Source organism: Streptomyces sp. NPDC016562, from assembly GCF_043076955.1.
GTDB lineage: Bacteria > Actinomycetota > Actinomycetes > Streptomycetales > Streptomycetaceae > Streptomyces.
Genome location: NZ_JBIBRZ010000003.1, coordinates 684,810 through 707,434, shown reverse-complemented (window position 1 = coordinate 707,434; position 22,625 = coordinate 684,810). Strand labels below are relative to the sequence as shown.

At 71.8% G+C, this 22,625-nt stretch carries 20 protein-coding genes; 9 read left to right on the top strand and 11 right to left on the bottom strand.

Features of this window, described 5'->3' with window-relative positions:
- The first annotated feature begins 136 nt into the window (after positions 1–136).
- The 6 genes from ACF059_RS18330 to ACF059_RS18305 all read left to right on the top strand — a co-directional run bounded on the left by ACF059_RS18330 (position 137) and on the right by ACF059_RS18305 (position 9,846).
- On the top strand, positions 137–1,675 hold the full coding sequence (locus ACF059_RS18330) for a leucyl aminopeptidase (RefSeq protein ID WP_392058034.1): 1,539 nt from the start codon (positions 137–139) through the stop codon (positions 1,673–1,675).
- Between the two features lie 305 nt (positions 1,676–1,980).
- Positions 1,981–3,369 carry a dihydrolipoyl dehydrogenase gene (lpdA, locus tag ACF059_RS18325; RefSeq protein ID WP_392058030.1) on the top strand — a complete coding sequence of 463 codons (1,389 nt, stop codon included), beginning with the start codon at positions 1,981–1,983 and terminating at the stop codon, positions 3,367–3,369.
- Between the two features lie 54 nt (positions 3,370–3,423).
- Positions 3,424–5,235, top strand: a complete 1,812-nt coding sequence (gene sucB / locus ACF059_RS18320) for a 2-oxoglutarate dehydrogenase, E2 component, dihydrolipoamide succinyltransferase (RefSeq protein WP_392058027.1) — start codon at positions 3,424–3,426, stop codon at positions 5,233–5,235.
- 397 nt (positions 5,236–5,632) lie between these two features.
- Positions 5,633–6,256: a GntR family transcriptional regulator gene (locus ACF059_RS18315; protein ID WP_360902453.1), complete on the top strand. Its 624-nt coding sequence runs from the start codon at positions 5,633–5,635 to the stop codon at positions 6,254–6,256.
- Between the two features lie 229 nt (positions 6,257–6,485).
- Entirely contained in the window at positions 6,486–9,170 is a 2,685-nt protein-coding gene (aceE, locus tag ACF059_RS18310; RefSeq protein ID WP_392058025.1) for a pyruvate dehydrogenase (acetyl-transferring), homodimeric type, read from the top strand.
- A 157-nt stretch (positions 9,171–9,327) separates the two neighbouring features.
- The gene (locus ACF059_RS18305) at positions 9,328–9,846 is read left to right on the top strand and encodes a DUF4240 domain-containing protein (RefSeq protein ID WP_392058022.1); all 519 of its coding nucleotides are present in this window, start codon (positions 9,328–9,330) and stop codon (positions 9,844–9,846) included.
- Between the two features lie 16 nt (positions 9,847–9,862).
- Here ACF059_RS18305 and ACF059_RS18300 read toward each other — a convergent pair whose 3' ends face one another.
- The gene (locus tag ACF059_RS18300) at positions 9,863–10,633 is read right to left on the bottom strand and encodes an SDR family NAD(P)-dependent oxidoreductase (RefSeq protein ID WP_392058019.1); all 771 of its coding nucleotides are present in this window, start codon (positions 10,631–10,633) and stop codon (positions 9,863–9,865) included.
- A gap of 88 nt (positions 10,634–10,721) precedes the next feature.
- Here ACF059_RS18300 and ACF059_RS18295 point away from each other — a divergent pair, with 88 nt between their 5' ends.
- The gene (locus ACF059_RS18295) at positions 10,722–11,384 is read left to right on the top strand and encodes a TetR family transcriptional regulator (protein WP_392058016.1); all 663 of its coding nucleotides are present in this window, start codon (positions 10,722–10,724) and stop codon (positions 11,382–11,384) included.
- 110 nt (positions 11,385–11,494) lie between these two features.
- Here the strand turns inward: ACF059_RS18295 and ACF059_RS18290 are convergent, their stop codons facing one another.
- On the bottom strand, positions 11,495–11,881 hold the full coding sequence (locus tag ACF059_RS18290; RefSeq protein ID WP_392058013.1) for a hypothetical protein: 387 nt from the start codon (positions 11,879–11,881) through the stop codon (positions 11,495–11,497).
- 141 nt (positions 11,882–12,022) lie between these two features.
- Positions 12,023–13,432 carry a type I glutamate--ammonia ligase gene (glnA, locus tag ACF059_RS18285; RefSeq protein WP_360902445.1) on the bottom strand — a complete coding sequence of 470 codons (1,410 nt, stop codon included), beginning with the start codon at positions 13,430–13,432 and terminating at the stop codon, positions 12,023–12,025.
- Positions 13,433–13,617: 185 nt separating this feature from the next.
- Between glnA and ACF059_RS18280 the strand changes: the two genes are divergently transcribed.
- Positions 13,618–14,085 (top strand): RDD family protein, encoded by a 468-nt coding sequence (locus tag ACF059_RS18280; protein WP_392058010.1) that lies wholly within the window; start codon positions 13,618–13,620, stop codon positions 14,083–14,085.
- Positions 14,086–14,198: 113 nt separating this feature from the next.
- Here the strand turns inward: ACF059_RS18280 and ACF059_RS18275 are convergent, their stop codons facing one another.
- From ACF059_RS18275 to ACF059_RS18255, 5 genes are all read right to left on the bottom strand, one after another.
- Positions 14,199–14,897: a DUF4191 domain-containing protein gene (locus tag ACF059_RS18275; RefSeq protein ID WP_360902217.1), complete on the bottom strand. Its 699-nt coding sequence runs from the start codon at positions 14,895–14,897 to the stop codon at positions 14,199–14,201.
- Between the two features lie 10 nt (positions 14,898–14,907).
- Complete coding sequence (locus tag ACF059_RS18270) at positions 14,908–15,105, bottom strand: hypothetical protein (protein ID WP_360902214.1); 198 nt, start codon at positions 15,103–15,105, stop codon at positions 14,908–14,910.
- A 223-nt stretch (positions 15,106–15,328) separates the two neighbouring features.
- Positions 15,329–16,279: a lipoyl synthase gene (gene lipA, locus ACF059_RS18265; RefSeq protein ID WP_366869028.1), complete on the bottom strand. Its 951-nt coding sequence runs from the start codon at positions 16,277–16,279 to the stop codon at positions 15,329–15,331.
- Positions 16,280–16,442: 163 nt separating this feature from the next.
- Entirely contained in the window at positions 16,443–17,243 is an 801-nt protein-coding gene (gene lipB / locus ACF059_RS18260; protein WP_360902208.1) for a lipoyl(octanoyl) transferase LipB, read from the bottom strand.
- A 76-nt stretch (positions 17,244–17,319) separates the two neighbouring features.
- Positions 17,320–17,580: a hypothetical protein gene (locus ACF059_RS18255; RefSeq protein ID WP_366869026.1), complete on the bottom strand. Its 261-nt coding sequence runs from the start codon at positions 17,578–17,580 to the stop codon at positions 17,320–17,322.
- 173 nt (positions 17,581–17,753) lie between these two features.
- On the opposite strand from ACF059_RS18255, the gene ACF059_RS18250 reads away from it, so the two are divergent.
- Positions 17,754–19,193 carry a regulator gene (locus ACF059_RS18250; protein ID WP_392058006.1) on the top strand — a complete coding sequence of 480 codons (1,440 nt, stop codon included), beginning with the start codon at positions 17,754–17,756 and terminating at the stop codon, positions 19,191–19,193.
- A 76-nt stretch (positions 19,194–19,269) separates the two neighbouring features.
- Here the strand turns inward: ACF059_RS18250 and ACF059_RS18245 are convergent, their stop codons facing one another.
- From ACF059_RS18245 to ACF059_RS18235, 3 genes are all read right to left on the bottom strand, one after another.
- Complete coding sequence (locus ACF059_RS18245; RefSeq protein ID WP_392058003.1) at positions 19,270–20,541, bottom strand: FAD-dependent oxidoreductase; 1,272 nt, start codon at positions 20,539–20,541, stop codon at positions 19,270–19,272.
- Between the two features lie 176 nt (positions 20,542–20,717).
- Entirely contained in the window at positions 20,718–21,605 is an 888-nt protein-coding gene (locus ACF059_RS18240; protein WP_392058001.1) for a TIGR01777 family oxidoreductase, read from the bottom strand.
- A gap of 206 nt (positions 21,606–21,811) precedes the next feature.
- Complete coding sequence (locus tag ACF059_RS18235; protein ID WP_392057998.1) at positions 21,812–22,567, bottom strand: VIT family protein; 756 nt, start codon at positions 22,565–22,567, stop codon at positions 21,812–21,814.
- Between the last annotated feature and the right edge of the window lie 58 nt (positions 22,568–22,625).

The following is a 22,625-nucleotide window of genomic DNA, read 5'->3' as shown; positions in this document are numbered from 1 at the left end:
AACCTTCGAGTGCCGTGCGGAGGGGGCCCTACGCGTAGGGTCATTTCTGGCGGCCGTCGGGCCCGAATACGATCGCTACGGATGGCCGTCCACCCACTCGGCCCACACATACAAACGGAAGCGAGACTTCACCACCGTGACTGCTCTGACTCTCAGCACTGCCGGCGCGGCGACGCTGCGCGCCGACGCCCTCGTCGTCGGCGTCGCGAAGGGCCCCAAGGGCCCGGTTCTCGCGCCGGGCGCCGAGGCCGTGGACGAGGCGTACGAAGGCAAGTTCGCCGGCGTCCTCGACGCCATGGGTGCCTCGGGCGCCGAAGGCGAGATCACCAAGCTGCCGGCCCCGGCGGGCCTGAAGGTCCCGGTCGTGCTGGCGGTCGGGCTCGGCTCCGTCCCCGAGAAGGACGAGTCGTTCGACGAGGAGGTGCTGCGCCGCGCCGCCGGCGCCGCCGCCCGCGCGCTGCACGGCAGCAAGAAGGCCGCCTTCGCCCTCCCCCTGGACGACGCCTCCGCCGTCACCGCGGTCGCCGAGGGCGCCCTGCTGGGCGCGTACGCCTTCACCGCCTACCAGGGCGGCGAGAAGAAGGCCGCGAACGGCGGCAAGAACGGCGGCCCCAAGCAGCCGCTCGCCGAGGTGGCCCTGCTGGGCGCCAAGCCGCGCGACAAGGAGCACAAGGCCGCGGCCGAGCGCGCCACGGTGGTCGCGACCGAGGTCAACATCGCCCGTGACCTGGTCAACACTCCGCCGAACGACCTCACCCCCGAGGCCTTCGCCGCCGTCGCCTCCGCGACCGCGAAGGAGAACGGCATCAAGGTCCAGGTGCTGGACGAGAAGGCGCTGATCAAGGGCGGCTACGGCGGCATCATGGGCGTCGGCAAGGGGTCCGAGAACCCGCCGCGCCTGGTGAAGCTCTCCTACACCCACCCCAAGGCGGAGAAGACCCTCGCCTTCGTCGGCAAGGGCATCACCTACGACTCCGGCGGCATCTCCCTGAAGCCGGCCGGCCACAACGAGACGATGAAGTGCGACATGGCCGGCGCCGCCGCCGTCTTCGCCGCCGTCGTCGCCGCCGCGAAGCTCGGCCTCCAGGTCAACGTCACCGGCTGGCTCGCGCTCGCCGAGAACATGCCGTCGGGCTCCGCCACCAAGCCGGGCGACGTCCTGCGCATGTACAGCGGCAAGACCGTCGAGGTCCTCAACACCGACGCCGAGGGCCGCCTGGTCCTGGGCGACGCGCTGACCCGGGCCTCCGAGGAGAACCCGGACGCGATCGTCGACGTCGCCACCCTGACCGGCGCCATGGTGCTGGCCCTGGGCAACCGGATGTTCGCCGTCATGTCCAACGACGACGCCTTCCGCACGTCGATCCACGAGATCGCCGAGGAGGTCGGCGAGGCCTCGTGGCCGATGCCGCTCCCCGCGGACCTGCGCAAGGCCATGGACTCCCCCACCGCCGACATCGCCAACATGGGCGAGCGCATGGGCGGCGGCCTGGCGGCCGGCCTCTTCCTCCAGGAGTTCGTCGGCGAGGGCATCACCTGGGCCCACCTCGACATCGCCGGTCCGGCCTTCCACGAGAGCGCCCCGTACGGCTACACCCCCAAGGGCGGCACCGGCTCGGCCGTGCGCACCCTGGTGCGGCTGGCCGAGCGCACGGCCACGGGCGACCTGGGCTGACGCTCCGCGTGTGACACGTAGCACCCCGGGCCCTGATCGCATGGCGGTCAGGGCCCGGGGTGTGTTCAGCTCACAACGAAACTTCAAGGAATACGTAGGTTTCTACGCAGCGGTAACCCTCACCTCGGACAGAACGACCTTCCACATGCCGGGCCCGGCGTCCCGCGTTCCCCCGACAAATGCGAAGATGGGTTCTCGGCAGGACAGGGCCCCCACCACAGGGCCGAAGAAACAAGCGGCCGTATACCAGCCGCCGCCCGGTCACAGAGGACCGGTGCCCGGCGCACATGCATGGAGGACGTGACGTGGCGAACGACGCCAGCACCGTTTTCGACCTAGTGATCCTCGGCGGTGGCAGTGGCGGTTACGCCGCAGCGCTGCGCGCATCCCAGCTGGGTCTGGACGTTGCCCTGATCGAGAAGAACAAGCTCGGCGGCACCTGCCTGCACAACGGCTGCATCCCCACGAAGGCACTGCTGCACGCGGGCGAGATCGCGGACCAGGCGCGCGAAGGCGCCCAGTTCGGTGTGAAGACCACCTTCGAGGGCATCGACATCGCGGGTGTCCACAAGTACAAGGACGACATCATCGCGGGCCTGTACAAGGGCCTGCAGGGTCTGGTGGCCTCCCGCAAGGTGACCTACATCGAGGGTGAGGGCCGCCTTTCCTCGCCGACCTCCGTCGACGTGAACGGCCAGCGCATCCAGGGCCGCCACGTCCTGCTGGCGACCGGCTCCGTGCCGAAGTCGCTGCCGGGCCTGGAGATCGACGGCAACCGCATCATCTCCTCGGACCACGCGCTGGTCCTGGACCGCGTCCCCGAGTCGGCGATCGTGCTGGGCGGCGGCGTCATCGGCGTCGAGTTCGCCTCGGCGTGGAAGTCCTTCGGTTCCGATGTCACCGTCATCGAGGGCCTCAAGCACCTCGTGCCGGTCGAGGACGAGAACAGCTCGAAGCTGCTGGAGCGCGCGTTCCGCAAGCGCGGCATCAAGTTCAACCTCGGCACCTTCTTCGACAAGGCCGAGTACACCGAGAACGGCGTGCGCGTCACGCTGGCCGACGGCAAGACCTTCGAGGCCGAGGTGCTGCTGGTCGCCGTCGGCCGCGGTCCGGTCTCCCAGGGCCTGGGCTACGAGGAGCAGGGCGTCGCGATGGACCGCGGCTACGTCCTGGTCGACGAGTACATGCAGACCAACGTGCCGACCATCTCGGCCGTCGGTGACCTCGTCCCGACCCTCCAGCTCGCGCACGTCGGCTTCGCCGAGGGCATCCTGGTCGCGGAGCGTCTGGCCGGCCTCAAGGCCGTCCCGATCGACTACGACGGTGTCCCGCGCGTCACCTACTGCCACCCCGAGGTCGCTTCCGTCGGCATCACCGAGGCCAAGGCCAAGGAGATCTACGGCGCGGACAAGGTCGTGGCGCTGAAGTACAACCTTGCGGGCAACGGCAAGAGCAAGATCCTGAAGACCTCGGGCGAGATCAAGCTCGTCCAGGTCAAGGACGGTGCCGTGGTCGGCGTCCACATGGTCGGTGACCGGATGGGCGAGCAGGTCGGCGAGGCCCAGCTGATCTACAACTGGGAAGCCCTGCCGGCCGAGGTCGCGCAGCTCATCCACGCGCACCCGACGCAGAACGAGGCGATGGGCGAGGCCCACCTGGCGCTCGCCGGCAAGCCGCTTCACGCACACGACTAATCGTCACCGGGCGCGACGACCACTTCCGCACTTTCGTTAGGAGCAACAGAAACCATGTCGGTTTCCGTAACCCTTCCGGCGCTCGGTGAGAGCGTCACTGAGGGCACTGTCACCCGTTGGCTGAAGGCCGAGGGCGAGCGCGTCGAGGCCGACGAGCCGCTGCTCGAGGTATCGACCGACAAGGTCGACACCGAGATCCCGTCGCCCGTCGCCGGCATCCTGGCCTCCATCAAGGTCGCCGAGGACGAGACCGTCGAGGTCGGCGCCGAGCTGGCCGTCATCGACGACGGTTCGGGCGCCCCGGCCGAGGCCGCGGCTCCGGCCGCCGCCGAGCCCGCCGCCGCTCAGGCTCCGGCTGCTGAGGCTCCGGCCGCTCCGGCTCCGGTCGCGGAGGCCCCCGCGGCCCCCGCCCCGGCCGCCGAGGCGCCCGCCGCCGCCGCTGCCCCCGCCGCGTCCGGCACCGATGTCGTGCTCCCCGCCCTGGGCGAGTCCGTCACCGAGGGCACCGTCACCCGCTGGCTGAAGCAGGTCGGCGAGTCCGTCGAGGCGGACGAGCCGCTGCTGGAGGTGTCCACCGACAAGGTCGACACCGAGATCCCGGCGCCGGTCTCCGGCACGCTGCTGGAGATCGTGGTCGGCGAGGACGAGACCGCCGAGGTCGGCGCCCGTCTGGCCGTCATCGGCGCGGCGGGTGCCGCTCCGGCTGCCGCCGCTCCGGCCGAGGCTCCGGCTCCGGCCGCCGCTCCGGCTCCGGCTGCCCCGGCTCCGGCCCCGGCTGCCCCGGCCGCCGCCCCGGCTCCGGCCCCGGCTGCCGCCCCCGCCGCCGCCCCGGCCCCCGTGGCCGCTCCGGCTCCGGTGGCCGCTCCGGCTCCGGCCGCGCCCGCCGCTCCGGCTCCGGTCGCCCCTGCCGCTCCCGCCGCCCCGGTTTCCGCCGGTGACGAGGGCGCGTACGTGACCCCGCTGGTGCGCAAGCTCGCCTCGGAGTCCGGCGTCAACCTGTCGCAGGTGTCGGGCACCGGTGTCGGTGGCCGTATCCGCAAGCAGGACGTCCTGGCCGCCGCCGAGGCCGCCAAGGCCGCCGCTGCCGCCCCGGCTCCCGCCGCCGCCCCGGCCGCCGCCAAGGCTCCGGCCGCCGCGGTGTCCGAGCTGCGCGGTCAGACGGTCAAGATGACCCGCATGCGCAAGGTCATCGGCGACAACATGATGAAGGCCCTGCACTCGCAGGCTCAGCTCAGCTCCGTGGTCGAGGTGGACATCACCAAGATCATGAAGCTGCGCGAGAAGGCCAAGGACGCGTTCCTGGCCCGTGAGGGCGTCAAGCTCTCGCCGATGCCGTTCTTCGTCAAGGCCGCTGCCCAGGCGCTGAAGGCCCACGCGGTCGTCAACGCCCGGATCAACGAGGACGAGGGCACCATCACCTACTTCGACTCGGAGAACATCGGCATCGCCGTGGACTCCGAGAAGGGCCTGATGACCCCGGTCATCAAGGGTGCCGGTGACCTCAACCTGGCGGGCATCTCCAAGGCGACCGCCGACCTGGCCTCCAAGGTCCGCGGCAACAAGATCACGCCGGACGAGCTGTCGGGCGCGACCTTCACCATCAGCAACACCGGCTCGCGCGGTGCGCTGTTCGACACGGTCATCGTGCCGCCGAACCAGGTCGCCATCCTGGGCATCGGTGCCACGGTGAAGCGCCCGGTGGTCATCGAGACCGCCGAGGGCACCAACATCGGCATCCGCGACATGACGTACCTGACCCTGTCCTACGACCACCGCCTGGTGGACGGCGCGGACGCGGCCCGGTACCTCTCGGCCGTCAAGGCGATCCTGGAAGCCGGCGAGTTCGAGGTCGAGCTCGGCCTCTGAGGCTCACCGCACGGCAGCAGCTGTCGCACCACGGCGCCCCCGCCCGGATTTCCCTCCGGGCGGGGGCGCCGTCGTCTTCCCGCCCCCGCCGTCACTGTTCCGGAGCGGCCGTGAGCCTGTGTACGCTCGAACAGCACGTGCACGGACGGGAGTTCACCGACCGCGCCGGGCCGGCCCCCGGCGATCACGGCGCGGGCGCCGCACCACCGGAGGCGCCGACCGCGCAGCGACCGGGGCCCGCGGCCGGCTTCAGCGCCCTGAGCAGCGCAGTCGTCGGCGTTTCCTGTAACCAGCCTCACCCGGCGTCCCTGACCTGGAACGCTTCGGGCCGGTCCACTCCGCCGTATTGTCTACGCATCGAAGCGATGCATGCCCCTACAGGAGATGAAGCCCGATGATCACCCCACCCGTCGTGCACTCGCTGCGCGAGCAGATCCGCGAGCACATCGTGGAGGGGATCGTCAGCGGGCGCTGGAAGCCCGGCGAGCGGATCGTCGAGCGCCGGATCGCGGTGGAGCTGGAGGTCAGCCAGACGCCCGTACGGGAGGCCCTGCGCGAGCTGGAGACGCTGCGGCTGATCGAGTCGGCGCCGAACAAGGGCGTGCGCGTCCGCAACCTCTCGGCGGCGGACCTGGAGGAGATCTACCCGGTACGGGCCGGCCTGGAGCAGATCGCGGCCGAGCTGGCCGCTCCGCGCCTGGCGGCCGACTGCTCGGCCCTGGAGCCGCACGTGGCCGCGCTGTGGGAGGCGGACCGCACCGAGGACGGTACGGCGCAGGTGCGGCACACCGTGGGCTTCCACCGGGAGATGGTGCGGGCGGCCGGGAACAGCGTGCTGCTGCACACCTGGGAGAGCCTGGGCATCGAGGTGTTCACGGCGCTGTCCATCCGCTGGCTGGGGACGGTGCAGAAGTCCTACGCCGAGGAGCACGAGGCCCTCGTGGAGGCGTTCCGCCATCAGGATCCGGACATCGGGCTGCTGGTGAAGCGGCACGTACTGGGGTGCGCTCCACGCGCCTGACCGCTCGCGAGCGCCACTATTGCCCTGTTTTGCCCGGCACCGGGTGCCCGTTCCACTGGCACCCGGTGCCGACTTTTGCCGTATCGACGTTTCTTTGTCACTTTTATTTGATCGATCATCGATCAGGGATTTACAGTCGTCGCGGACCTCAACCAGGTCCACCGACCCTGTCCTGCCCGTCAGGGATTTTTTCACCACCTCTCCTTTATCCGGAAGGCGGCGCACACCGATGTCCGACCCCGTAGCAAAGCTTCCGAGCGAGCTCGACCAGCTCCCGGACCGCGACACCGAGGAGACCGCCGAATGGGCGGCCTCCCTCGACGCCGTCGCCAAGGCCGCCGGTACGCGCCGCGCCGAATACCTGCTCCGCCGCACGCTCCAGCACGCCGAGGCCGCCGGCCTCGCCCTGCCCAAGCTGCTGGAGACGGACTACGTCAACACCATCCCCACCGCCGCGGAGCCGGAGTTCCCCGGTGACGAGGCGATGGAGGCCCGGATCACCGCATGGAACCGCTGGAACGCGGCCGCCATGGTGACCCGCGGCTCCAAGTACGGCGTCGGCGGCCACATCGCCACCTTCGCCTCCGCCGCGTGGCTGTACGAGACCGGCTTCCAGCACTTCTTCCGCGGGAAGGAGGCCGACGGATCGGGCGACCAGCTCTACATCCAGGGCCACGCCTCCCCCGGCATCTACGCCCGCGCCTTCCTCGACGGCCGGATCTCCGAGCAGCAGCTCGACAACTTCCGCCAGGAGTCCGGCGGCAACGGCCTGCCGTCCTACCCGCACCCGCGGCGCCTGCCGTGGCTGTGGGAGTTCCCCACGGTCTCCATGGGCCTCGGCCCGCTGTCCGCGATCTACCAGGCGCGCTTCAACCGCTACCTGCAGAACCGCAGCATCAAGGACACCGCGAACTCGCACGTCTGGGCCTTCCTGGGCGACGGCGAGATGGACGAGCCCGAGTCGACCGCCGCCCTGGCCCTGGCCTCCCGCGAGCAGCTCGACAACCTGACCTTCGTCATCAACTGCAACCTGCAGCGCCTCGACGGTCCGGTCCGCGCCAACTTCCGCGTGGTCCAGGAGCTGGAGGCCCAGTTCCGCGGCGCCGGCTGGAACGTCATCAAGTCGCTGTGGGGCTCCGCCTGGGACGAGCTGTTCCAGCTCGACACCACCGGCGCGCTGGTGCGCCGCCTGCGCGAGGTACCGGACGCGCAGTTCCAGACGTACGCGACCCGCGACGTGGCCTACATCCGCCAGCACTTCTTCGGCGCCAACGCCGAGCTCGTACAGCTGGCCGGCGTGCTCTCCGACGCGAAGATCGCCGAGTGCTTCCACAGCTCCCGCGGCGGCCACGAGCCCCGCAAGGTCTACGCCGCGTACAAGGCCGCCCTGGAGCACAAGGGCGCGCCGACGGTGATCCTCGCGCAGACCGTCAAGGGCTACACGCTGGGCGCCGGGTTCGAGTCGAAGAACGCGAACCACCAGATGAAGAAGCTGACGATCGACGAGTTCAAGGACATGCGGGACCTCCTCGGCCTGCCGATCCCGGACAGCGCCTTCGCCGACGGCGTGGTCCCGTACGGTCACCCGGGCGCGAACAGCCCCGAGGTCCGGTACCTGAACGAGCGCCGCGCGGCGCTCGGCGGCCCGGCCCCGGCCCGCAAGGTCAAGCACGTGGCCCTGCCCGCCCCGGCGGACCGGTCCTTCGCCCCGCTGCTCAAGGGCTCCGGCAAGCAGGAGATGGCCACCACCATGGCCTTCGTCCGGCTCGTCAAGGACCTGATGCGGGACAAGGAGACCGGCAAGCGCTGGGTGCCGATCGTCCCCGACGAGGCCCGTACCTTCGGCATGGAGTCCCTCTTCCCGTCGGCCGGCATCTACTCGCCGCTGGGTCAGACGTACGAGCCGGTCGACCGCGACCAGCTCATGTACTACAAGGAGGCCAAGGACGGCCAGATCCTCAACGAGGGGATCACCGAGGCCGGCGCCATGGCCGACTTCATCGCCGCCTGCACGTCGTACGCGACGCACGGCGAGCCGATGATCCCCTTCTACATCTTCTACTCGATGTTCGGCTGGCAGCGCACCGCCGACCAGATGTGGCAGCTCGCCGACCAGCTCGGCAAGGGCTTCATCGTCGGCGCCACCGCCGGCCGCACCACGCTGACCGGTGAGGGCCTGCAGCACGCGGACGGCCACTCGCACCTGATCGCGTCCACGAACCCGGCGTCGCTCAACTACGACCCGGCCTTCGCGTACGAGATCGCGGTGATCGTCAAGGACGGTCTGCGCCGGATGTACGGCGAGAAGCCGGAAGACGTCTTCTACTACCTGACGGTCTACAACGAGCCGAAGGTGCAGCCCGCGATGCCCGAGGGCGTCGAGGAAGGCATCGTCAAGGGCCTCTACCGCTTCAACACGGCCGCCGACCCGGCGGAGGCGGCCCCGGCCGCCGACGCCCCGAAGATCCAGCTGATGGCCTCGGGTACGGCGATCCACTGGGTGCTGGACGCGCAGAAGCTGCTCGCCGCCGACTGGAACGTGGCCGCCGACGTCTGGTCCGCCACCTCCTGGGGCGAGCTGCGCCGTGACGCGCTGGAGTGCGACGAGGCGCTGCTGCGCGGCGAGCTGCGCACCCCGTACGTGACCCGCGCGCTGGAGGGCGCCCCCGGCCCCGTCCTCGCGGTGTCCGACTGGATGCGGCAGGTCCCGGACCAGATCAGCCAGTGGGTGGAGCAGGACTACACCTCGCTGGGCACGGACGGCTTCGGTCTGTCCGACACCCGCGAGGGCGCCCGCCGCCACTTCGGCGTCGACGCCCAGTCGATCGTGGTGGCCGCGCTGGCCCAGCTCGCCCGCCGCGGCGAGGTGCCGGCGTCCTCCGTCAAGGAGGCCCGGGAGCGCTACGGCCTCTGAGCCGCGCGACCCGGCACACCCGCGGCGCCGCGGGTGACCGCGTGACCGCGTGACCGCGTCCGAAAGGCCGGTGTCCACCCTGTGGGGGGTCGGGCACCGGCCTTTCGCCGTATGCGCGGTGGCGGTGCGGGGGCCGACCCGTGATGCTGGAGCGGTGATGGACGAGACGGAGTTCTGGGAGATCGTCGACCGTACCCGCGAGGCCGCCGAGGGCGACCCCGAGGAACACGCCGAGCTGCTCGTGGAGCGGCTCGCGCAGCTCGATCCGGACTCCGTCCTGGACTTCGCCCGGCACTTCGAGTCGCGGTACAACCGCGCGTACACCTGGGACCTGTGGGGCGCCGCCTGGGTGCTGCTCGACGGGGCGAGCGACGACGCCTTCGACTACTTCCGGTGCTGGCTGATCGGCCAGGGGCGGGAGGTCTTCGAGGGAGCGGTGCACGATCCCGACCAGCTGGCCGAGCTGCTGGACGAGTTCGACGAGGAGGTCGACGGGGACGGCGAGGAGCTGGGGTACGCGGCCGACGAGGCGTACGAGCAGCTGACCGGGGCGGTGGCGCCGGACCTCGGAATTCCGCTCCAGCCGGAGGAGCCGGAGGGCGCCCCGCTGGACTTCGAGAACGAAGCCGTGCTGGCGGAACGCTTCCCCCGGCTCTGGGAACGATTTCGCGCCTGATCAGGCGATCGTCTGATCAGTAGTGCGTGCCGCCGTCGATGCGGATCTCCGTGCCGGTGATGAAGGCGCCGTCCTCGCAGCCGAGCATCGCGACGACGCCGGCCACGGTCTCGGGGCCGGCGAAGCCCTGCCCGAGCGCGGGGGCCAGCTTGGCGAAGAGGGACCAGTCGGTGTCCTCGGGCAGGCCGGGGCCGTTGCCGGTGGTCATGCCGCTCTCGATGGAGCCGGGCGCGACGGCAACGAAGCGCAGGCCCTGCTTGCTGTATTCGGCGGCCAGCGCGTGGGTCATGGACTGAATGCCGCCCTTGCTGGCCGCGTAGGCGGACATGTAGGGGTGCGCGAAGGACGCCGAGGTCGAGCTGAAGTTGACGACGACCGGCTGGTCGCCCTCCAGCAGGGCCGGCAGCGACTCGCGGATCATCAGGAACGTGCCGGTCAGGTTGACCCCGATGACCGTGTTCCAGAGGTCCAGCGTGGTCCGGTGCGTATGGGCGGAGCGCAGGATGCCCGCGGCGTTGACGAGTACGTCGATCCCGCCGAGCGCGGCGACGGCCGCGGCCACGCCCTCCCGGACGGCGCTCTCGTCGGATATGTCCAGGAGCGCGGTGGTGAGCCGCTCCGCGTGGGCCGCGGCGGCGGCCTGGTCCGCGGTGGTCTGGAGACCGGCCTCGCTGACGTCCACGGCGTGCACGCGGCCGCCCTCGGCGAGGATGCGGTGGACGGTGGCCCGGCCGATGCCGGAGCCGCCGCCGGTGATGAGGACGCGACGTCCTTCGTAACGGTTCATGGGGCGTGAGCGTACGCCTTTGTGGCACGTTTTGCCATGGTGGCACCACACGCCAGCCCTGCGCCCTGCGGACGGTACGCTTCACTCCGTGAGATCCCCCCGGTCCTCCCGCCCGTACGCCGCCCAGCCCGGCCCCGGAGCCCCGTCGCTGACCGAGCGCCGCAAGGCCGCCACCCAGCTCGACATCGCCCGCGCGGCCTGCGAACTGTTCGCCGAGCAGGGCCCCGACGCCACCACGGCCGAGGCCATCGCCCACCGGGCGGGGGTGGCGCTGCGCACCTTCTACCGCTACTTCCGCAACAAGCAGGAGGCCGTGGCCCCGCTGCTCGCGGGCGGCGGCGACGCCTGGCGCGCGCTGCTGGCGGAGGAGGACCCCGGCACTCCGCTCGCCGAGGCGCTGGAACGCGCGGTCGTGCGGTCACTGAGCGGCCGGCAGGCGGTGGAGGAGGGCCTGGAGGTGACCCGCGGCCTGCTGCGCGCCGCCGCGGACGACCAGGCCCTGCGCGCGGTCTGGTACCGCGTGAACCAGGACTCGGAGGAGCAGCTGGTCCCGGTGATCGCCCGGCTGGCGGGCGAGGACGCCGACCCCCTGGAGGTCCGCCTGCTGGCCGCGGCGGCCACGGACGCGATCCGGATCTCCCTGGAACTGTGGTCGGCCACGGACGCCCCGGTCTCGGGCCCCGGCTCCCCCGCGGAACTCGCGGTCCGCTGCCTGCGCGACCTCACGGGCGCGATCCCGCTGCTCCGCTGAAGCCGGCCCGCACCGCCGGGGAACGGCGCGCGCCGCCACCCGCACAGAACGGGTGGCGGCGCGTGAACGGCATGCCGGCCGGGACTCATCCCTGATGCACTACCGGGGCGCTAGTGCCGCCAGCCCCAGTCACCGTCGCCACCGCGACCGCCGTTGTCCCAGTGGCCGTTGCCCCAGTCGCCGTTCCCGCCTCGGCCGTCGTTCCAGTCCGCGTCACGCCAGTTGGAGTCGTTCCAGTTCCAGTTGCCCCAGTCGTGGTGGTGGCCGTTGCCCCCGTTCCCGCCGACTCCGTCGTCGTCCCAGCACCAACTGGGGCGGTCCCGCCAGTCGCGGTTGCAGCACTCGTCCCAGCGGCGCCAGTCGTTCCACCGCTCCTCGGAGCACCTCCACGATCCCCCACCCCCGGAGACCGACGCGGAGGCCGTGGTGGCCGGCACCACTGCCAGGGCGGCCCCGGCGGCTCCGGCAAGTACTGCGGCAACGATCCTGCGGCGCATATCCATGCACCTCCGAACATGTCTCGCTTATCTGGCCTTTAGGGTCACTTCCACCGTCACTCGCCCCCGCCGACCTGTCAACGCGGAAAGGCCCCCGCCGCTCTCCGTGGAGTGCGGCGGGGGCCTTTCCGTCAGGCGTTTTTAGAGGTCGAAGTAGAGCTCGAACTCGTGGGGGTGCGGGCGCTGCGCGATCGGGGCGATCTCGTGCGTGCGCTTGTAGTCGATCCAGGTCTCGATCAGGTCCGGGGTGAAGACACCGCCGGCCAGGAGGTACTCGTGGTCCGCCTCCAGGGCCTTGAGGACGTCCTCGAGGCTGGTCGGGACCTGCGGGACGCTCGCGTGCTCGTCGGGCGAGAGCTCGTAGAGGTCCTTGTCGATCGGCTCCATCGGCTCGATCTTGTTCTTGATGCCGTCGAGGCCCGCGAGGAGCAGCGCCGAGAAGGCGAGGTACGGGTTCGAGGACGGGTCCGGCGCGCGGAACTCGACGCGCTTGGCCTTCGGGTTCGAGCCCGTGATCGGGATGCGCATGGCGGCGGAGCGGTTGCGCTGCGAGTACACCATGTTGACCGGCGCCTCGAAGCCCGGCACCAGGCGGTGGTACGAGTTCACCGTCGGGTTGGTGAAGGCGAGCAGCGACGGGGCGTGCTTGAGGATGCCGCCGATGTAGTAGCGAGCGGTGTCCGACAGGCCCGCGTAGCCGGCCTCGTCGTAGAAGAGGGGCTCGCCGCCGGCCCACAGGGACTGGTGGACGTGCATGCCCGAGCCGTTGTCGCCGAAGATCGGCTTCGGCATGAAGGTCGCGGTCTTGCCGTTGCGCCAGGCGACGTTCTTCACGACGTACTTGAAGAGCATCAGGTCGTCGGCCGCGGCCAGCAGCGTGTTGAACTTGTAGTTGATCTCGGCCTGGCCACCGGTGCCGACCTCGTGGTGCTGACGCTCGACCTGGAGGCCCTGGGCGTCCAGTTCGAGGGAGATCTCGGCGCGCAGGTCGGCGAAGTGGTCGACCGGGGCTACGGGGAAGTAACCACCCTTGTAGCGGACCTTGTACCCACGGTTGTTCTCCTCGGAGCCGGTGTTCCAGGCGCCGGCCTCGGAGTCGATGTGGTAGAAGCCCTCGTTCGCGGAGGTCGCGAAGCGCACGCTGTCGAACACGTAGAACTCGGCCTCGGGGCCGAAGAACGCGGTGTCGGCGATGCCGGTCGAGGCGAGGTACGCCTCGGCCTTCTTCGCGATGTTGCGCGGGTCACGGCTGTAGGCCTCGCCCGTGATCGGGTCGTGGATGAAGAAGTTGATGTTGAGCGTCTTGTCCTTGCGGAACGGGTCGAGACGCGCGGTGGTGATGTCGGCACGCAGAGCCATGTCGGACTCGTGGATGGCCTGGAAGCCGCGGATCGACGAACCGTCGAAGGCGAGCTCCTCCGCCGGGTCGAATGCCCGAGCCGGGATGGTGAAGTGCTGCATCACACCAGGCAGGTCACAGAAGCGGACGTCAACGAACTTGACGTCGTTCTCCTCGATGTACTGCTTCACTTCGTCGGCGTTCTGGAACATCCAACTCCTCCTACTCCCGGCCCCGGGGTAGGGACGGGCTTTATAGCTCGTGGTGCGTCAGTGCGGTGCCGCACGCTGACCCGACCATAAGCAGACGGGATTTCCCAAGCATGACCCATTTGTTTCGCACAAGTTAACCAGGGTCCCGACGGAGCCGCGTGGAGCGCCACCGGTACCGTGGTCGGGTGGACAACAGACAGGCAATCGGATCCTGGCTCTCCGGCCCCCGCGCGGCCGCCGAGGACATGGGCGTCGACTTCGGCTATCCGGGCCAGCGGCTCGGTCTGCCACAGCAGGGGCCCGGCTCGATCGCGCGCTTCGGGCGCCGGCTCGGCGGCGTCGCCATCGACTGGTTCGGCTGCCAGCTCATCGCGTACGGGCTGATCACCGGCGGGAACGTGGCCGCGGCGGGCAACTGGACCCTCGGGCTCTTCATCGCCCTGAGCATCCTCACGCTCGCCACCGTGGGCTTCACCCCCGGCAAGCGGATCGTGGGCCTCCGGGTCATTTCGGAGACCGGCGGCCGCCTCGGCGTCGGCCGGGTGGTCGTACGGACGCTGCTGCTGGCCCTGGTCGTCCCGGCGCTGATCTGGGACCGGGACGGCCGTGGTCTGCACGACCGGCTGGCGCGCGCCGTCCAGGTACGGATCTGAGGACGTACGACACGTACGACACAGGGCGCCCCCCGAGCCGGCCGGCTCGGGGGGCGCCCTGTGTCGTACGTGTACGTCGTATACGAAAATCAGGTGGACGGCTCAGCGCACCGTCAGCGCATCTTTCCGCCGCGCGGCATCTTCATGCCCTTGGGCATCGGGCCCTTCGGCAGCGGCATGTTGCTCATGAGGTCACCCATGGCACGCAGCTTGTCGTTGACCTGGGTGATCTGCGGGCCGGCCAGCACGCGCGGGAGCTTCAGCAGGGTGGTGCGCACCTTCTTGAGCGGCACCTCGCCCTCGCCCGTGCCCACGATGAAGTCGTGCACCGGCACGTCCGGCATGATCCGGGCCAGCTTCTTCTTCTCGTTCGCGAGCAGCGGCTTCACCCGATTGGGGTTGCCCTCGGCGATCAGCACGACACCGGCCTTGCCGACGGCCCGGTGGACGATGTCCTGCTGGCGGGTCATCGCGACGGCGGGGGTGGTCGTCCAGCCCCGCCCCACGTTGTCCAGTACGGCCGCGGCCGCACCCGGCTGTCCCTCCATCTGCCCGAAGGCAGCCCGCTCGGCCCGTCGTCCGAAGACGATCGCCATCGCGAGGAACGCCACCAGGAATCCCAGGATGCCCAGGTAGACCGGGTGCTCGATCAGGAAGCCGATCGCAAGAAAGACACCGAAGGTGACGATTCCCACGCCCGCGACGATCAGACCGACCTTCGGGTCGGCCTTGCGCGTCATCTTGTACGTCAGGGCGATCTGCTTCAGTCGCCCGGGGTTCGCAGCAGTCTCTGCGTTTGACTTCCTCGCCATAGAGCGAAGTTTACGTGGCCTGCGGGGTCCGGGTCGCCGCGGCCTCAAGTACGTGTTCGGTTTCGACCCGGTCCTTGGCCCTGCGGCGGTCTTCGAGCACAGCCGCCCAGGCATTGCGGCGGGCGCCGCTCATCAGCAGGGACTCGAAGCCCCGGAAGGCGTCGGAGACGGACGGGATGGCGATGGCGCGTACGGGCGCGGCCTGCATGATGTCGATCCCTTCCTTTCACGGAGCCCCGCGGGCGGTGCGTGAGGTGCGTGCACCGTGTGCGGTGCGTGGACCCAGCGTCACTGATTGGTGTTACCAGCGCATGACCGGCCGGTCAAACGTGATGGAAGATTGACGCGGCCCGCCGGGCCCTTCCTCACTGGAAGAGCCTAGGGGCCGCGTCGATGCGGGGTTACCGGTCAGTAAGATTCTGTGCGCGAGCTCACACGGACGTGGCGCGCTTCTCCATCGCCTGGGTGTAGAGACGGCCGGCGCGGTACGAGGAGCGGACCAGCGGCCCGGACATCACACCGGAGAAGCCGATTTCCTCGGCCTCCTTCGCCAGCTCCACGAACTCGGCCGGCTTCACCCAGCGCTCGACGGGGTGGTGCCGCGGCGAGGGCCGCAGGTACTGGGTGATGGTGATGAGCTCGCAGCCGGCCTCATGGAGGTCCTTCAGCGCCTCGCTGACCTCCTCGCGCTCCTCGCCCATGCCGAGGATGAGGTTCGACTTCGTGACGAGGCCGTAGGCGCGGGCCTGGCGGATCACGTCGAGCGAGCGCTCGTAGCGGAAGCCGGGACGGATCCGCTTGAAGATCCGCGGCACGGTCTCGATGTTGTGCGCGAAGACCTCGGGGCGGGAGGCGAAGACCTCCTCCAGGAGCTCCGGGACCGCGTTGAAGTCGGGGGCCAGCAGCTCGACCTTGGTGTGGCCGCTCTCGCGGCCCGCCGTCTGCTGGTGGATCTGGCGCACGGTCTCCGCGTACAGCCAGGCGCCGCCGTCGGCCAGGTCGTCGCGCGCGACGCCCGTGATGGTGGCGTAGTTGAGGTCCATCGTGACCACGGACTCGCCCACACGGCGCGGCTCGTCACGGTCCAGCGCCTCGGGCTTGCCCGTGTCGATCTGGCAGAAGTCACAGCGCCGGGTGCACTGGTCGCCACCGATGAGGAAGGTGGCCTCGCGGTCCTCCCAGCATTCGTAGATGTTCGGGCAACCGGCTTCCTGGCACACCGTGTGCAGTCCTTCGCCCTTCACCAGGGCCTGCATCTTGGTGTACTCGGGGCCCATCTTCGCCCGCGTCTTGATCCACTCGGGCTTGCGCTCGATGGGGGTCTGGGCATTCCGGACCTCCAGGCGCAGCATCTTGCGTCCGTCGGGTGCGACTGCGGACACGACCGGCTCCCTGTGACTTCGATTGTTCGGGCGCCCACCAGGGTACGCCCGTAAATTCGTACGCTCTTACGTCGGCCAACCTGCGAGGGGCCGACCGCATTCCCGCGCGGCCGCCGGGCCGCCCCCCGGCCGTCCACCAGGGCGGCGCGGGGGCGTCGCAGCGCTAGGCGCCCGCGACCTGCTCCCTCTCCCGGGGCAGCAGCTCCGCGTGCTCCAGTACGTCCTTCAGGTGCCGCTCGACGACCGGCAGTACCTCGGCGATGGTGATCTCGCGGCCCAGTTCGTACGAGAGCGAGGTCACACCGGCGTCCCGGATGCCGCAGGGCACGATCCGGTCGAACCACGTGTTGTCCGGGTTCACGTTGATCGCGAAGCCGTGCATGGTGACGCCCTTGGCCACGCGGATGCCGATGGCGGCGAGCTTGCGGTCCTCGCGGCGCTGCCCGGCGTTGGACGGGGCGTACTCGGGGCCGTTCAGGCGGGCGTCGAACTCGTCGTCGTGCAGCCGCGGGTCCAGGTCGAGCGAGAGCCCGCCGATCGCGGGGCGCTCCTCGACGGGGTCGCCGAGCACCCAGACGCCGCTGCGGCCCTCGACCCGGGTGGTCTCCAGGCCGAACTCGGCGGCGGTGCGGATCAGCGCTTCCTCCAGGCGGCGGACGTGGGCGACCACGTCCACCGGCCGGGGCAGCTTCATGATCGGGTAGCCGACCAGCTGGCCCGGGCCGTGCCAGGTGATCTTGCCGCCGCGGTCCACGTCGACCACCGGGGTGCCGTCGAGCGGGCGCTCGCTGGGGTCGGTGCGCCGGCCGGCGGTGTAGACCGGCAGGTGCTCCAGCAGCAGGCAGGTGTCCTCGATCTCGTCCGCGAAGCGGGCCGCGTGCACCCGGCGCTGTTCCTCCCAGGCGCGGGTGTACTCGACGGATTCCGGCCCGAAGCCCAGATGGACAAACCCAAGCTCAGCCACCGCAGCGCCTCCTCGTTGAACCTGCTGTGTGCACGTATCCCACGGAGCAAGGGTACGGCGGCGCCCGCGGGCCCCTTCAGGAGCCCGGCTGGGGCCGCCGGCGGCGCCGGCCCTTCGGCGGCCGGTCGGGGTCCTCGTCGGCGCGCGGCAGCCTGCGGTGCCCCTCGGAGTGGTCGTTCACCCAGCCGCACACCCCGCACGCGTACCGCCCGTCGAGCCCCGCGATGTAGGTGCCGCAGCGGCGGCACTCGGCCTCCGTCAGCTCGGGCGGCGGCAGCGGAACGGTGGATTCGGTTCGCTCCTCGGGGAGGTGCGCCCTGTGGGGCCGAGGGGTCATGGCCCGCAGCGTACGCGGGCTGAGGGTGACGGTCCGTAAAGCGCCCTACCCATTCGGCACACGATCGGATGAATGTGGGGCAGAGAGGGCGGCATGAGGGGAGTTCGCCGCTACATTCACGCCGTTCACAGGGCCGGGACTCCGGTCCGTCACGTCAGGAAACCGTGGAGCCGATGACGGAACGACCTGCCCAGCGCGTCCCCAACCGGCAGCTCGCGGCGCTGATCGCGGAAGCCGGGTTCTCCAACGCCGGGCTCGCCCGGCGCGTCGACCAGCTCGGCCTGGAGCACGGTCTCGACCTGCGGTACGACAAGACCTCCGTGACCCGGTGGCTGCGCGGGCAGCAGCCGCGCGGGACCACCCCCGCGCTGATCGCCGAGGTCTTCACCCGCCGCCTCGGGCGGCGCCTGTCCGCGCAGGACCTGGGCCTGGACGCCTGCGCGCCCGTGTACGCCGGGCTGGAGTTCGCGGCGACCCCGGAGGAGGCCGTCGACATCGCGAGCGGCCTGTGGCGCAAGGACTCCGGATCCCACGCCGAGCTGCGGAAGATCGCCTTCACGCCGGCCGGACTGGTCGTGCCCAGCCGGGACTGGCTGATCGGACGGGCCGACGAGCGCGTCGGGCGGGGCGCCGACCAGGCCGCCGTCCGGGTCCCCCTGCAGGGCCGGGCCACCGTGCCCCGCCAGCGCCAGATCGACCGGGGCCCCGGCCAGCGGGTCACCAGCGGGGACATCGCCGCGCTGCGCTCGGTCAGCGAGCTGTTCCGCACCCTGGACCACACCTACGGCGGCGGGCACGCCCGGCAGGCGCTGGTGCGGTACCTGGAGCACGAGGCCGAGCCGATGCTGCGCGGGACCTACGGGGAGACGACCGGACGGCGGCTGTTCGCGGCCGCGGCCGATCTGACCCGGCTCGCGGGCTGGACCTCGTACGACATCGCCGCGCACGGGCTGGCCCAGCGGTACTTCGTGCAGGCCCTGCGGCTGGCCCAGGCGGCCGGGGACCGGCCCTACGGCTCGTACGTCCTGGTCACCATGAGCCGTCAGGCCGTCTACCTCGGCCACGGGCGGGAGGCGGTGCAGCTGGCCCGCGTCGCCCAGCAGGGCGTGGGCTCCGGCCCGCCGCCCGTGGTGCAGGCGCTGCTGCACGCGGCGGAGGCGCGCGGGCACGCGGTCCTCGGCGAGGTGCGGGCGTCCACCGCCTCGCTGGCGCGCGCCGAGAGGGCCCTGGGCGCGGCCCGGCCGGGGGACGACGTGCCGCACTGGGCGCGCTGCTACGACGAGGCGCAGCTGGCGGCCGAGTTCGGGCACTGCCACCGGGACCTCCAGCAGTACCGGGCCTCGGCGCAGCACGCGGAGCGGTCCTTGCAGCTGCGGTCCCCTGCGTACGCCCGCTCCCGGCTGTTCTCCCGGGTGGTGCTGGCCACGGCCCGGCTGGGGCTGGGCGAGCTGGACCAGGCGTGCGCGCTGGGCGCGGAGGCGGCGCAGCAGGCGATGGAGATGCGGTCGGTGCGCGCGGTGGAGTACGTACGGGACTTCGAGCGGCGGCTGGAGCCGTACCGGGACGCGTCGGCCGTGCGGACGTACCGGGACCGGGTGGCCGCCTTGTCGTGACCCGCGCGTGGACGGCGGGGCTGCGCCGGTGCCGGCGGGGCTGCGGACGCGGCCCCGCCGGCGGACTGGGTGGTTCTCAGGCCGCCACCGGAAGCGCGTGCTCCGCGGTGGCCGGGAGCGGGATGCCGAAGTCGCGCAGGACGGCGCCGGTGGCCCGGCGGGCCGAGTGCAGGGCCCCCTGAACGGTGTTGGTGTCGCGGTGGTCCCCGCAGACGTACAGCCCGGCCAGGACCCGTACCGGGCGCCGCAGGTCGTAGGGCGGGGGCATGGCGGGGACGGCCTCCGGGGTGTGGTGGACGGCCAGCAGCTCCCAGTCCCGCGTGGTGGTGTCGTAGAGCCGGGCGAGGCGCGAGGCGACCCTACGGGTGGGGGGCGGCGGGCCGAGCACGGTGGTGGTGACCAGGCTCCGGCCGCGGGGGGCCCGCGTCGGGTCGACCGCGCTCATCACGGCGGTGTGGCAGACGGGCCAGTCCGGGTCTCCGTCCAGGACCAGCGAGCCGTCCCTGGGCAGGGGGGTGGTGGTGGCGTGGTGCAGGACGGTGACCTGGTGGAAGGCGGGGACGCGCAGGCCGGGCAGGAGCTCGGCGGCGGCGCGGGCGCCGGTGGCCAGCAGGACGGAGCGGCAGCTGAAGTCGCCGTGCTCCTCGGTGGTGACGAGGTTGACGGCCACCGACCGCACCCGCACCCCGGTCCGTACGGTCCCGGGCGGCAGACCGGCCGCGAGCAGGTCGGGCAGGGCCGCCGCTCCGCCCTCGGGCACGGCGAGCCGGCCGCGGGCGAAGGTGCGAAGGGCCAGGTCGGCGACCCGGCTGGAGGTGGTGAGCTCCGGGTCGCGCAGCAGGGTCGCGAGCAGGGGCCGGAGCACCCCGCCCAGGGTGCGCTCCGGCAGCCCGCGGGTGCGCAGCGCGGCGTGCGCGGTGCGTTCGGGCCGGGCGAGCAGCTTGTCCTCGGGCACGGCGGCGAGCCGGCCGAGGGCGGCGCTGAGCCGGGCCTGGTCGAGGGAGCCGCTGGCCAGGGCGCGGGCGGGGGTGAGGGCCCCGGCCCGGAGCTGTTTGCCGTCGGTGTGGACCAGGACCCCGGGCGCGAAGGGGCGCAGGGTCAGGGTCCGCAGGGCGGGCGTGCGGGCGAGTTCGGTGTACGAGGTGTTGAGCAGCTGGCCGATCCGGTCCAGCCGGAACCCGTCGGCCGACTCGGTGGCCATCCGTCCGCCGGGGTCGTCCGCGGACTCCAGGACGGTGACCGTGACCCCGGCTGCGATCAGGTGGTGCGCGGCCGCGAGTCCTGAGACTCCGGCTCCTACGATGACGACGTCCGCATGGTGTGCGGCATGGTGTGCGCTGCTGAGCACGTGCCCCTCCCCGAGGTCGGCGCGGCTGTGTGGGGATCCTCCTTCCCTCAAGGGGCTTCGGGGGAACCCGAGTTCGGCTCAGTATTACGGTCAGATCCGGTCGCACGACGGTCGCATCCGGGTCACGAACGGTCGCACGCCGGTCGCACGCGGTTCCGATGGAGCATGCGGGCCTGTCAGCGCGCGGCGCGAATGGCCTGCTCGATGCCGGGGTCGCGGAAGACGAAGCCGGACTCCAGCAGCCGGGCGGGACGGGCCCGTTGGCTGCCGAGCACGTCGGAGGAGAACTCCCCGAGCACCAGGCGCAGCGCCACGGCCGGTACGGGCAGCACGGCGGGCCGGCGCAGCACCCGGGACATGGCTGCGGTGATCTGACGGTTGGTGAGCGGCTCGGGGGCGGTGAGGTTGACGGGGCCCGCGAGGCCGGGGGCGTCGATGATGTGGCGCAGGGCCGCGACCTCGTCCCGCAGGGAGATGTACGACCAGTACTGGCGGCCGTTGCCGAGCCGTCCGCCGAGGCCGGCGCGGAAGAGGGGGAACATCCGCCCCCAGGCTCCGCCCTCCCGGGCGACGACCAGGCCGCTGCGGGCGAACACGGTGCGGATCCCGGCCTCGCGGGCGGGGGCGGCGGCCGCCTCCCACTCCACGCAGACGGACGGCAGGAAGCCGTGCCCGGCGGGGGCCGTCTCGTCCACGGCCCGGTCGCCGGTGTCCCCGTAGTAGCCGATCGCGGAGCCCACGACGAACACCTTCGGCGGCTCGTCGAGCGCGGCCGCGGCCCGGGCCAGCGCGGCGGTGCCGAGCACCCGGCTGTCGCGGATCTCCTTCTTGTACGCGGCCGTCCACCGGTGCTCGCCGACCCCGGCGCCGGCCAGCCCCACGACGGCCCCGCACCCGGCCAGCCCTGCGGGGTCGACGTACCCGCGTACGGGATCCCAGCGCGCCTCGTCGGCGGCCGCGGGCTCCCGCCGCACGAACCGCACCACTTCGTGCCCGTCCGCCCGCAGGGACCGTACGAGTGCACTGCCGATGAGCCCGGTCGACCCGGTGACCGCGATGCGCATGCCCCCATCCTGCCGGTGCGGCGGCCGCGCGGCGCGACCATCCGCCCCGGTCGGCGTGTACGGCGCGCGGCCCGGCGGTCCGAACCGGCCGCGAACCCGGCCTCGCGCCCGGCCCCCAGCGCATTCCAGCCCCGCCGACACACTTTCAGCCCCGCCGGCGTTTGAGGCGCGGGGTCCGGGGCGGAGCCCCGGGGGTGGGGCTTCGCTCAGCCGGTCCCCAGCCAGGTGCCCACCGCGTAGGTGACGGCCATGGCCAGCGCGCCGCCGCCCACGTTCCGCAGCACCGCGCGCCCCGCGGGCGCCCCGCCCAGCCGTGCGCTGAGCACCCCGCACAACGTGAGCGCGGCCAGCACCGCCACCACCGTCACCGGCACCCTCGCCGAAGGCCCGGGCAGGATGATCGCCAGCAGCGGGAGCAGCGCCCCCACCGTGAAGGCGACGAGGCTGGCGAAGGCCGCGTGCCACGGATTGGCCAGCTCGTCGGGATTGATCCCCAGCTCCACCCGGGCGTGCGCCCGCAGCGCGTCCCGCTCCGTCAGCTGCTCGGCCGCCTCCCGGGCCACCCCGCGGCTCAGTCCCCGCGCGGCGAGCAGGTCGGTCAGCTCGTCGAGCTCGGCCTCCGGCTCCTCGGCCAGTTCCCGGCGTTCCAGGTCGAGCGCGGCCCGCTCGGAGTCCCGCTGCGAGCTGACGGAGACGTACTCCCCCGCCGCCATCGACAGCGAACCCGCCAGCAGCCCCGCGACACCCGCCGCCAGGATGGCCGCGCGCGAGGTCGTCGCCCCCGCCACGCCGACCACCAGGCCCGCGGTGGAGATGATTCCGTCGTTGGCGCCGAGCACCCCCGCGCGCAGCCAGTTGAGCCGCGTGCTGATCCCCTCGCTCGGCGAGCCGCCTCCCGTCCCGTGCGCCTCGACGTGCGCCCGGCCGGGCCCCGGGCCCGCCGCACCCTGGTCTCCTGTCACGCCACCACTGTCCCGGCACCGGCCCGGCGCGGCCACCCGGCGGGCCGGTCCGGGGTGC